General features: G+C 63.7%; 9 protein-coding genes. 2 read left to right on the forward strand and 7 right to left on the reverse strand.

Annotation, left to right across the window (positions count from 1 at the left end; translation table 11 throughout):
* Both J2Y83_RS11255 and J2Y83_RS11260 read left to right on the forward strand, forming a co-directional pair.
* A complete protein-coding gene (locus J2Y83_RS11255) occupies positions 1 to 1209 on the forward strand; it encodes an amino acid deaminase (protein WP_253395202.1) in 1209 nt (402 codons plus the stop codon).
* Between the two features lie 117 nt (positions 1210 to 1326).
* A complete protein-coding gene (locus tag J2Y83_RS11260) occupies positions 1327 to 2235 on the forward strand; it encodes a sugar kinase (RefSeq protein ID WP_253395204.1) in 909 nt (302 codons plus the stop codon).
* Between the two features lie 105 nt (positions 2236 to 2340).
* Here J2Y83_RS11260 and J2Y83_RS11265 read toward each other — a convergent pair whose 3' ends face one another.
* From J2Y83_RS11265 to J2Y83_RS11295, 7 genes are all read right to left on the reverse strand, one after another.
* Positions 2341 to 2616 (reverse strand): peptidylprolyl isomerase, encoded by a 276-nt coding sequence (locus J2Y83_RS11265; protein ID WP_247401393.1) that lies wholly within the window; start codon positions 2614 to 2616, stop codon positions 2341 to 2343.
* 31 nt (positions 2617 to 2647) lie between these two features.
* Positions 2648 to 4453, reverse strand: a complete 1806-nt coding sequence (locus J2Y83_RS11270) for a response regulator (protein WP_253395206.1) — start codon at positions 4451 to 4453, stop codon at positions 2648 to 2650.
* Positions 4454 to 4592: 139 nt separating this feature from the next.
* A complete protein-coding gene (locus J2Y83_RS11275) occupies positions 4593 to 6548 on the reverse strand; it encodes an acetoacetate--CoA ligase (protein WP_253395208.1) in 1956 nt (651 codons plus the stop codon).
* A 173-nt stretch (positions 6549 to 6721) separates the two neighbouring features.
* Complete coding sequence (locus J2Y83_RS11280) at positions 6722 to 7495, reverse strand: 3-hydroxybutyrate dehydrogenase (protein ID WP_253395210.1); 774 nt, start codon at positions 7493 to 7495, stop codon at positions 6722 to 6724.
* Between the two features lie 7 nt (positions 7496 to 7502).
* Positions 7503 to 8894 carry a GntP family permease gene (locus J2Y83_RS11285; protein WP_253395212.1) on the reverse strand — a complete coding sequence of 464 codons (1392 nt, stop codon included), beginning with the start codon at positions 8892 to 8894 and terminating at the stop codon, positions 7503 to 7505.
* A gap of 285 nt (positions 8895 to 9179) precedes the next feature.
* Positions 9180 to 10580 carry a sigma-54 interaction domain-containing protein gene (locus tag J2Y83_RS11290; RefSeq protein WP_253395215.1) on the reverse strand — a complete coding sequence of 467 codons (1401 nt, stop codon included), beginning with the start codon at positions 10578 to 10580 and terminating at the stop codon, positions 9180 to 9182.
* 108 nt (positions 10581 to 10688) lie between these two features.
* Entirely contained in the window at positions 10689 to 12266 is a 1578-nt protein-coding gene (locus tag J2Y83_RS11295) for an ABC transporter ATP-binding protein (protein WP_253395217.1), read from the reverse strand.
* Between the last annotated feature and the right edge of the window lie 7 nt (positions 12267 to 12273).

The following is a 12273-nucleotide window of genomic DNA, read 5'->3' on the forward strand; positions in this document are numbered from 1 at the left end:
ATGTCTGCCATCAACGCCGTTGCAAAAGGCGCCGCCGCTGTCGGCGCCCATCTGGTCCGTGACGTCAGCCTGCCGGCCCTGGTGCTGCACCGCGACGCCCTCGAACACAACATTCGCTGGATGCAGGCCTTTGTCAGCAACAGCGGCGCCGAGCTTGCGCCCCATGGCAAGACCAGCATGATGCCGGCCCTGTTCCAGCGCCAGATCGCCGCCGGTGCCTGGGGCATCACCCTGGCCAGTGCGGTACAGACCCGCGCCGCCTATGCCGGCGGCGTGCGCCGGGTGTTGATGGCCAACCAACTGGTGGGTGCGCCGAACATGGCGTTGATCGCCGAGTTGCTGGCCGACGCGGACTTTGACTTCCACTGCCTGGTCGACCACCCGGACAACGTCGCCGACCTGGGCCTGTTCTTCGCCGCCCGTGGCCTGCACCTGAACGTGATGATCGAGTACGGCGTGGTCGGTGGCCGTTGTGGTTGCCGCAGCGAGCAGGCAGTGCGCGACCTGGCCAAGGCGATCAAGGCCCAGCCGGCGTTGGTGCTGACCGGTATCGAAGGCTACGAAGGCGTGATCCACGGCGAGCATGCGATCAGCGGCATCCGCGAATTCGCCGCGAGCCTGGTGCGCCTGGCCGTGGACCTGCAGAACAATGGCTCGTTCGACCTGGCCAAGCCGATCATCACCGCGTCGGGATCGGCCTGGTATGACTTGATCGCCGAGTCCTTCGAAACGCAAAACGCCGCCGGTCGTTTCCTCAGCGTGCTACGTCCCGGCAGCTATGTAGCCCATGACCACGGCATCTACAAAGACGCGCAATGCTGCGTGCTCGACCGGCGTAGCGACCTCAATGAAGGCCTGCGCCCGGCGCTGGAAGTCTGGGCCCATGTGCAATCGTTGCCTGAGCCTGGCTTCGCGGTGATCGCCCTGGGCAAGCGCGATGTGGCCTACGACGCCGGTCTGCCGGTACCGCTCAAGCGCTACAAAGCCGGGATTGTGCCGACGCAAGGCGATGACGTGAGCGCGTGCAAGGTCACGGCGGTGATGGACCAACATGCGTTCATGAGCGTGGCACCGGGGGTTGAACTGCGCATCGGTGACATCATTTCCTTCGGCACTTCCCACCCGTGCCTGACCTTCGACAAGTGGCAGGTCGGTTGCCTGGTGGATGAGCAACTGCAGGTGATCAAGTCCCTGCATACCTGTTTCTAGACCGCGTCGCCTCTATCGTGAGCAAACCCGCTGCGCCCTTTGGATGTGCGAACACATTCAAAGGTGGGAGCGGGCTCGCCCGCGAAGGGGCCATCAGCCGCACCGGAGACAACAGGCATGAACACAACACCCCGCATCGCCCTCATCGGCGAATGCATGATCGAACTGCAACACCGCGCCGACGGCAGCCTGCACCAGAGCTTCGGCGGCGACACCCTGAACGCCGCGGTGTACCTACGCCGTGAGCTGGGCGCGCTCGGCAGCGTCGACTACGTCACCGCCCTGGGCGATGACAGCTTCAGCGACGCCATGTGCCAACAGTGGACCACCGAAGGCCTTGGCCTGGGCATGGTCCAGCGCCTACCCGGGCGGTTGCCGGGGTTGTACTGCATCCAGACCGACGCCAACGGCGAGCGCAAATTCCTCTACTGGCGCAACGAAGCGGCCGTGCGCGACTGCTTCACCACGGCCGCCGCTGCACCGATTTTGGCCGCGTTACCGGGCTATGACGTGGTGTATTTCAGCGGCATCACCCTGGCGGTGCTGGGGGAAGTCGGGCGTGAGCGTTTGTTGCACGCCTTGATCGAAACCCGTCGGCGCGGCGGTCGGGTGGTGTTCGACAACAACTACCGACCGCGTTTGTGGGCCAGTGTCGAGGCCGCGCGTGCGGCCTATCACAAGGTCTTGGCCGAAGTGGATATGGCCTTGCTGACCGAGGATGACGAGTGCGCGTTGTTTGGTTATACCGACAGCGAGCAGGTGTTCGCGGCGTATCCGGCAGTCGCGGAAGTCGTGCTCAAGCGCGGTGCCGAGGACTGTTTGATTCGTTGCGCAGGCCAGCGCTTTGCCGTGCCGGCGTTGAAGGTCGAGACGGTGGTCGACACCACGGCGGCGGGGGACTCGTTCAGTGCGGCGTACCTGGCCAGTCGGCTCAAGGGCGGTGCGCCGCAAGAGGCGGCCTTGGCTGGGCATCGGTTGGCGAGCCGGGTGATCCAGGTGTCGGGGGCGTTGATTCCTCGGGGGTGAATGGCCGCCTGCGGCGGATCGGGGGCAAGCCCCCTCCCACAGTTGACCGCATTGCGCTCACTGTGGGAGGGGGCTTGCCCCCGATAGCGACCTAAAGCCAACCCCTCAATCCCGATAAAACACCTGCACCAAGTGATACCCAAACTTGCTCTTGACCGGCCCATGCACCACCCGCAGCGGCTTCTTGAAAATCACCGCATCAATCACGCCGACCATCTGCCCCGGCCGAATCTCGCCCAGATCTCCGCCGCGCTTGCCGGACGGGCAAGTGGAGTACTTCTTGGCCAGCACATCAAACGCTTCGCCCTTGGCGATGCGCTGCTTGAGCTGTTCGGCTTCTTCGCTGGTTTTCACCAGGATATGACGGGCTTGGGCTTTCATGGTTCTCTACCAAGTGTGCGACGGCGCGCGATTATGCCTTAACTGAATCATCGACGCTGATCATGCTGCGAATTTTGGTGGCGAGCAGGTCGATGGAAAACGGCTTGGAGACCATGTCCATGCCGTCCTCCAGAAGGCGCTGGCGTTCGGTGGCTTTTTGCGCATAACCGGTCATGAACAAGATGCGCAGGCCCGGGCGATGCTGACGGGCGATTTCCGCCAGTTGCCGGCCGTTCATGCCCGGCAGGCCGACATCGGTCACCAGCAGGTCCACGCGCAAGTCCGATTCCAGCAGCGGCAAGGCCGTGCGCGCATCCGCTGCCTGGTGCGCGGTGTAGCCCAGTTCATCGAGTACATTCACCACCAGCATGCGCACGGCCGGGTCGTCCTCGACCACCACCACGGCCTCTCCGGCCAGGGCCACCGGCGCCTCACTGAGGCTGGTCGGCAAGCTGCTTTCCAGGGCGGTGCCGTGCAGGCGTGGCAGATACAAGCGCACGCAGGTGCCCTGGCCCGGTTCGCTGTGGAGGGTCACATGGCCGCCGGATTGCTGGGCGAAGCCATAGATCATCGATAGCCCGAGGCCGGTGCCCTGGCCGATGGGTTTGGTGGTGAAAAACGGATCGAAGGCCTTGGCGAGGATTTTCGGCGCCATGCCGGTGCCGTTGTCGCACACGCCGAGCATCACGTAATCACCGGCCTTGACCGGTTCCAGCGTGGTGATGTCGGTGCCGTCCAGGTAGCTGTTGGCGGTTTCGATCAGCAGTTCGCCACCTTCGGGCATGGCATCCCGGGCGTTGATCACCAGGTTGAGCAAGGCGTTTTCCAACTGGCTGGCGTCGGTGTTCACCGGCCAGATATCGTTGCCCAGTTGCACCTTGAGCGTGATGTGCGCGCCCTTGGTGCGCCGGAACAAGTCTTCCAGCGAGGCCACCAACTGGTTCGGATCGAGCGGGCGGCGGTCCAGCGACTGGCGCCGCGAGAACGCGAGCAGGCGGTGGGTGAGGGCGGCGGCGCGATGGGCGGAGGCCACGGCGGCGTCGGCAAAGCGGCCGATGTCGTCGCTGCGCCCGGCGGCGATGTAGCGTTGCATCAGGTCCAGGCTGCCGATGATGCCGGTGAGCATATTGTTGAAGTCATGGGCGATGCCGCCGGTGAGCTGGCCCACCGCTTCCATCTTCTGCGCATGGCGCAGGGCGTCTTCGGCACGTTCGCGTTCGACCATCTCGTTTTGCAGGCGCTGGTTGGCCTCGGCCAGTGCCAGGGTGCGCTGGGCCACACGCTCTTCGAGGTTTTCGTTGAGGTGGCGCAGGCGTTGCTCGGTGCTTTGCTGGGCTTTGAGGCTGGCTTCGGAGCGCTGTTGCAGTTCCTGGGTGAACTGGCGGCGTTCGTTGGTTTCGATGGCGGTGACGAGGATGCCGCACACGCTGGCGGATTCATCGCGGATCGGGCTGTAGGTCAGGTCGAGCCAGATCTCGGTGTCGCGCCGGTTGCGTTGCAGGACAAAGCGCTGCTCGCTGAAGGAGCGCACCTGGCCACTGAGAACCGCGTCATAGATCGGTGCGGTGAAACTGTGCAATTCCGGCCAGGTCTGGTGCGCCGGTTGGCCCATCGCGTCAGGGTGCTTGTTGCCCGCCAGCAGGGCGAAGGCGTCGTTGTAGAGTTGGATGAGTTCGCTGCCCCATAACAGCAGCATCGGCATCGGCGAGTGGACGACAATATCCACGGCGGTGCGCAGGCTTTGCGGCCAATCATTGGCCTCACCGAGGGGGCTTTTGGCCCAGTCCAGCCGCGCAATCAATGCGGCGGCTTCGCTACCGGTGGATGTTTCCTTCATAAAAAGCCCTGAGCGTAACGCTTTGAAAAATGACAACACCCATTATCCGGTGGGACAACGATGGGTGACTACCCCCGAAAAATAGCATGCATTGGGGGTTTGTCTTCAAATGAGTGCGTTGGCGCTGAAACCTTTCACCTTAAAATGCCAGTTCAGGCCGGTCGCGGAACTGTGCCAGGGCCTCCGGGTTGGCCAGCGCGTCGGTGTTTTTCACCGGTTCGCCATGTACCACATTGCGCACCGCCAGTTCGACGATCTTGCCGCTGATGGTGCGCGGGATATCGCTGACGGCGAGGATCTTCGCCGGTACATGGCGTGGCGTGGTGTTGGCGCGGATCACCTGGCGGATCTGCTGTTCGAGGGCGTCATCCAGCTCGACGCCATCGTTGAGCCGCACGAACAGCACCACCCGCACATCGTCCTGCCAGCGTTGACCAATGGCCAGGCTTTCCAGCACCTGCGGGACTTTTTCCACCTGTCGATAAATCTCGGCGGTACCGATCCGCACGCCGCCAGGGTTGAGCACCGCGTCGGAGCGCCCGTGAATCAGCAGGCTGCCGTTGGGCCGCTGTTCGGCGTAATCGCCCTGGGCCCAGACGCCGGGGAATTGGCTGAAATAGGAGGCACGCAGTTTTTTCTGCTGCGGGTCGTTCCACAGGCCGATGGGCATGGCGGGGAAGTGCCGGGTACACACCAGTTCGCCCTTTTCACCGACCAGTGGCCGCCCCTGGTCGTCCCACACCTCGATGGCCATCGCCAGGCTCTTGCACTGCATTTCACCGCGGCGCACCGGTAACACCGGATTGCCGATGACGAAGCAGGAGACGATATCGGTGCCGCCGGACATCGAGGACAGGCACACCTCGCCCTTGATCTCGCGGTACACGTAGTCGTAGCTCTGGGGCGACAGCGGCGAGCCAGTCGAAATCAGGCCCTTGAGGCTGCTCAGGTCATGGCTCCGGCGCGGCTGCAGCCCGGCCTTTTCCAGGGTGACGAGGTACTTCGGGCTGGTGCCGAACACGCTGATCCGTTCCGCGTCGATCAGGTCGATCAAGCGCTCGGGACCAGGGTGAAACGGCGAGCCGTCGTACAGCACCGCCGTGGCGCCGAGCGCCAGCACCGAGACCAGCCAGTTCCACATCATCCAGCCGCAGGTGGTGTAGTAGAACAGGCAATCCTCACGGGACAGGTCCGCGTGCAGGCCGTGTTCCTTGAGGTGGGTGAGCAGCACGCCGCCGGTGCCGTGGATGATGCACTTGGGCACGCCGGTGGTGCCGCTGGAATAGAGGATATACAGCGGATGGTCGAACGGCACCGCGACAAACTCAGGCGCGCCGCCGGGTTGATAGAAGTCACTCCACAGCGCGACGTTGGCGGCGCTCCGATAGTCCTCGACCCGCGCCTGGGGCCGTGCATACGGCACGATGATCAGTTGCTGCAGGGACGGCAGGCGTTCGAGGATCTCGTTGAGCTTGGCGCTCTGGTCGATGGTCTTGCCGGCGTAGCGGTAACCGGCGCAGGCGATCAGCACCTTGGGTTCGATCTGGCCGAAACGGTCGATCACGCCTTGGGTGCCGAAGTCTGGCGATGAGCACGACCAGATCGCGCCCAGGCTGCTGGTGGCGAGCATACCAACCAGGGTTTGCCAGGTGTTGGGCATGCACGCGGCGACCCGGTCGCCCAGCCCAACCCCGGCTGCCCGCAGGCTGCGTTGCAGGCCGGCGACGTGGGCGGCCAGTTCGGCGTAGCTCAGTTGCTCACGCTGGCCGTCTTCGCCGATGGCGACTACCGCCGGGTGATCGTCGCGACGGCGCAGCAGGTGTTCGGCAAAGTTCAGGGTTGCGCCGGGGAACCACTGGGCGCTGGGCATCGCGGCGTCTTCGATCAACACCGCGCTGGGCGGGCTGCGAAACTGCACGTCGAAAAACGCCACGAGCGCCTGCCAGAAGTCGGCGCGCTGGTCGATGCTCCACTGGTGCAACGCCGGGTAGTCGTCGAGCTGCACGCTGTAGCGGTCATTGATAAAGCGCCGGAACTGGTCCATCCGGGTGTGGCAGATGCGTTCGGGGGAGGGTTGCCAGAGGATCTCGGACATAAGCACGTCTCTTATTCTTGTACAGGTCTTCCAAACAATAGCGTTCCAATGTGGGAGGGGGCTTGCCCCCGATGGCGGAGTATCAGCTAGCACATGCGGTACTGACCCACTGCCATCGGGGGCAAGTCGAATCGTCGCACCGCCCCTCCCACATTGGATTTTCTGTGTTTGGTCTATTGGGCCAGCCAACCACCATCGATGTTCCATGCCGCGCCGCGCACTTGGGCACCGGCCTCGCTGCACAAAAACAATACCAGCTCGCCCAGTTGCGGCGGGGTGACGAACTCCAGCGACGGCTGCTTCTCCGCGAGCAAATCATGCTGGGCTTGTTGCGGGTCGACGCCGTTGGCGGCGCGATCATCGATCTGCTTCTGCACCAGCGGCGTCAGCACCCAGCCGGGGCAGATCGCGTTGCAGGTCACGTTGCTGGTGGCGGTTTCCAGGCCGACCACCTTGGTCAGGCCAATCACGCCATGCTTGGCCGCCACATACGCGGCCTTGCCCACCGACCCCACCAGGCCATGCACCGAGGCGATATTGACGATGCGCCCCCAGCCCTTGGCCTTCATGCCCGGCAGGCTCAGGCGCGTGCTGTGGAACACCGACGACAGGTTGATCGCGATGATCGCATCCCAGCGTTCCACCGGGAACGCTTCCACCGCCGCCACATGCTGGATGCCGGCGTTGTTGACCAGAATGTCCACGCCGCCGAATTCGCGCTCGGCGTAGGCGATCATGTCGGCGATCTGCGCCGGGTCGCTGACGTCCGCCGGGTGGTGCCCGACCTTGCCGCCGAACGCCTGCACCTGGGCGATCACCGCGCTGGCGTCGCCGAAGCCGTTGAGGATCAGATTGGCGCCGGCCTCGGCCAAACTCAAGGCGATGCCCAGGCCGATGCCGCTGGTGGAGCCGGTGACCAGGGCGGTCTTGCCATTCAAGTTCGTCATAGAAACCTCACACAATGCCGGTGGCGTAGAAAGTACCGATCACCACGAACACCGCGAGGGTCTTGATAATCGTGATGCCGAAGATGTCCTTGTAGGCTTCGCGGTGGGTCAGCCCGGTGACCGCCAGCAACGTGATCACCGCGCCGTTGTGGGGCAGGGTGTCCATGCCGCCGCTGGCCATGGCCGCGACCCGGTGCAGCACTTCAAGCGGGATATTGGCCGCGTGGGCCGCTGCAATAAAACTCTCGGACATCGCCGCCAGGGCGATGCTCATGCCGCCAGACGCCGAGCCGGTGATACCGGCCAGCAGGGTCACGGTAATCGCTTCGTTGACCAGCGGGTTGGGGATGCCCTTGAGCCAGTCCGCCAGCACCAAAAAGCCCGGCAGCGAGGCGATCACCGCACCGAAGCCGTATTCCGAAGCGGTGTTCATCGCCGCCAGCAGCGCACCGCTGACCGCGCTTTTACTGCCTTCGGCGAGCTTGCTTTTGATCGCTGACCAGCCGAACACCAGCACCATGATGATGCCCACCAGCAACGCGGCCTGCACCGCCCAGATCGCGGTGAGCTTGGCGATTTCGGTGGTCACCGGCGCGCTCATGCCGGGCAGGCTGAGGCTGTGGGTCTTGCCGTACCACTGCGGAATCCAGTGAGTGAACAGCAGGTTCATCACCCCCACCAGGATCAGCGGCGACAGCGCGATCCAGGGGTTAGGCAGGCTCAGGTTTTCGGCAGTCTCCGGCTCGTTGCGCAGCTCGGTGCCATAGCCTTCACCGGCCCGTTGCGCTTTGTTGCGCTGGCGCGCCAGGTAGAGCATGCCGGTGCAGAACACGAAGACCGTGCCGATCAGCCCCAGCCACGGCGCGGCCCAGGCGGTGGTGTTGAAGAACGTACTGGGGATGATGTTCTGGATCTGTGGCGTGCCGGGCAGCGCGTCCATGGTGAACGAGAACGCTCCGAGGGCGATGGTCGCCGGAATCAGGCGCTTGGGGATGTCGCTCTGACGGAACATCTCCGCCGCGAACGGGTACACCGCAAACACCACCACGAACAGCGACACGCCGCCGTAGGTGAGCAGGGCGCAGACCAGCACGATCACCAGCATCGCTTGGCGCGTGCCGAGCAAACGGATCGCGGCAGCGACGATGGAGCGCGAGAAACCCGACAGCTCGATCAGCTTGCCGAACACGGCACCGAGCAGGAACACCGGGAAATACAGTTTGATGAAACCGACCATTTTCTCCATGAACACCCCGGTAAACGCAGGGGCGACGGCGGATGGGTCGGTGAGCAGGACGGCGCCGAGGGCGGCGATGGGGGCAAACAGGATAACGCTATAGCCACGGTAGGCAGCCAGCATCAGCAGCGCGAGGGCTGCCAGGGCAATGATCACACTCATGGTGTGTCTCCATCGGATTGTTATTTTTGTGGAGTGAAGCTGTGGAGGAAGGCTATAGCGAGATGTGTGCCATGTTCATAACCTATTGAAATAAATAGATATTATTTTATCGGTGAACAGGTTTTTCAAATACTGTCTCAATTTAGAGACAAAAACAGATCAAAGGTGGGAGGGGGCTTGCCCCCGATAGCGGTGGGTCTGCAAAGAATAGGCTGACTGAGGCACTGCTATCGGGGGCAGGCCCCCTCCCACAAGGATTGTCTTTATATTGAGATTTTTGTCTCTTTATTGAGATGTGGCCAGCCCCAGCGCGACCATTTTCTTGTACAAGGTCGACCTGCCCAGCCCCAAGCGCTGGGCCGCATCCACCACATTCCCGTCGCAGGCCTTGAGCGCCGCCCCGATCACCTGCCGATCAAAGCGCTCGCGCGCCGCCGCAAACGTCTCGCCCTCGACGGTCTCCACCGCCCCGCGCGCCACCGGGCTGAACGTGCCGATCGCGGCGCGAATCTCTGCCGCATCCAGTACCAGGTCATCGCTCAACAACGCCGCACGTTCCAGCACGTTGCGCAGCTCGCGGATATTCCCCGGCCACGCATGCTGCGCCAACAACGCCAGGGCCTCGCGATCCAGTTCGTGGTGGCTGCGCAGGTCTTCGAGGATCGCTTCGCTCAACGCCGGAATATCCTCCAGCCGCTCGCGCAACGGTGGCACCCGGATCGGCAGCACATTCAGCCGGTAATACAGGTCCGCACGAAACTCGCCGCGCTTGATCGCCGCTTCCAGGTCCATGGACGTGGCGGCAATCACCCGCACATCGCTGTGCAGCATCTCGTTGGAGCCGACCGGTTCGTATTCCTTCTCCTGCAACACCCGCAGCAACTTGCTTTGCAGCGGCAGCGGCATGTCGCCGATTTCATCGAGAAACAGCGTGCCGCCCTGGGCGATCTGCAACTTGCCGGGCCGGCCTTTGCGGTCGGCGCCGGTAAACGCGCCTGGCGCGGTGCCGAAGAACTCGGCTTCGAGCAAGTCATGGGGAATCGCGGCGCTGTTGATGCTGACAAATGCCTTGTGCGCGCGGGGCGATGCACCGTGAATCGCCTGGGCCAGCAGCTCTTTGCCGGTGCCGGTTTCGCCGAGCAGCAATACCGGCGACTCCGCGCTCGCACTGCGCCGCGCACGGCGTTTGACTTCCAAACTGGCGGCGCTGGTGCCGATAAAGTGCGCAAAGGTGTACTTGCTTTGGCGCGAACGCAGCAGCGAGCGGGTCGACGCCAGCTCCTGCTGCATGCTCAGGTAGCGCTCGATCAGCGGCGACAGGTTGCGCAGCTCATCGAACAGCGCAAAGCCGATGGCGCCGATCACCGCGCCGGCATCGTTGTGGATCGGCAGGCGCATCACCACCAGCGGTCCCTTGGGCGTGTCCTGGATATCCAGCAGGATCGGCAGGTCTGTGCGTACCACCTGGCGGAGCAGGCTGTTGGAGATGACTTTTTCGCAGGGTTGGCCGATGGCTTCGTCGGCGCTTTTAAGGCCGAAGCGCTTGGCGTAGCGCTCGTTCATCCACACGATATTGGCGTCGCGGTCGACGATCACCGTGCCTTCGCTGGACTGCTCGATGATCTCGAACAGCGACTGGATGGCCAGGCCGCGAACCTGTTGGTAGTCCTTGAGGCTGGTACTCATGCGTGCAGAATCCTGTAGGAGCGAGCTTGCTCGCGAAAAACGTTAACGATGACGCGGGCCTGCTGGTTGAACGCGGTGTCCTTGCGCTTTTCGCGAGCAAGCTCGCTCCTACAAGGGGATGTGTGCGGCGGCCAGCAGTTCCTGGGTGTAAGGGTGTTGCGGCGATTCGAATACGTCATGGCTGGCGCCACGCTCCACGACCTTGCCGTCCTTGATCACGATCATGTCGTGGGCCATGGCGCGGACCACGGCCAGGTCATGGCTGATGAACAGGTAGGTCAGGCCGTATTTGTCCTGCAGTTCGCGCAGCAACGCCACCACTTGCTTCTGCACCGTGCGGTCGAGGGCCGAGGTCGGTTCGTCGAGCAGCATCAGCGCCGGTCTGAGCACCAGCGCGCGGGCGATGGCAATGCGTTGGCGTTGGCCACCGGAAAACTCGTGGGGGTAGCGATGCCGGCTGGCCGGGTCGAGGCCGACGTCCTTGAGCACCTGGATCACCTGCGCGTCGCGCTCGGCGAGGCTGCACGGCGCATGCACCTCCAGGCCTTCGCTGATGATCTGCTGCACCGACATGCGCGGGCTGAGGCTGCCGTAAGGGTCCTGGAACACCACCTGCATCTGCTTGCGCCATGGGCGCATCTGCTTGTGATTGAGCGGGTCGAGGGCCACCCCCTGGAAGCGGATGCTGCCGGTGGAATCCAGCAGGCGCAGGATCGCCTGGCCCAGGGTGGATTTACCCGAGCCCGACTCACCGACGATGCCCAGCGTCTTGCCGCGCTGCACGCTGAGGCTGATGCCGTCCACCGCGCGCAGGTAGGTCTTGCGCTGAAACAGGCCGCCGCCGAGGGGGAATTGCACGCTCAGGTCGTCCACCTGCAACACCGTTTCACGCGTTTCGCTGCACAGCGCCTCGCCCGCCGGTTCAGCATCCAGCAGCAAGCGGCTGTAGGGGTGTTGCGGCGCGGTGAACAAGGTCTCGCAGTCGGCCTGCTCGACGATCTCGCCGGTATGCATCACGCACACCCGCTGCGCCATGCTGCGCACCAGGTTGAGGTCGTGGCTGATCAGCAGCAGCGACATGCCCAAGCGTTGTTGCAGGGACTTGAGCAGCAGCAGGATCTTGCGCTGCACGGTCACGTCCAGCGCGGTGGTCGGCTCGTCGGCGATCAGCAGTTCCGGCTCGCAGGCCAGGGCCATGGCGATCATCACGCGCTGGCGTTGGCCGCCGGAGAGTTGGTGCGGATAGGCCTTGAGCCGTTCCTCGGGCTTCTGGATACCGACCAGTTCCAGCAGTTCAATGATGCGCGCCTGCGCCGCCTTGCCGCCCAGGCCCTTGTGCAACAGCAGGGTTTCGCCGATCTGCTTTTCGATGCTGTGCAGCGGGTTGAGGGAGGTCATCGGCTCCTGGAAGATTATGGCGATGCGGTCGCCGCGCAGCTTTTGCAAGGTGGCGGGCGACGCACCGATCAATTCCTGGCCGCGATAGCGCACGGAGCCGCGGGTGTGCGTGCCGGCTTCGGGCAGCAGTTGCAGAATCGAAAGGGCCGTCACCGACTTGCCCGAGCCCGACTCGCCGACCAGCGCCAGGCACTCACCGGGGCGTACATCCAGGCTCAGGTTGTGCACCACGGTCTGGCCGCTGAAGGCGACGCAGAGGTCGCGGATCTCGATCAGGTTGTCGCTCATACAGACT

The sequence above is a fragment of the Pseudomonas marginalis genome (genome assembly GCF_024169655.1).
Classification (GTDB): Bacteria; Pseudomonadota; Gammaproteobacteria; order Pseudomonadales; family Pseudomonadaceae; genus Aquipseudomonas; species Aquipseudomonas paraveronii.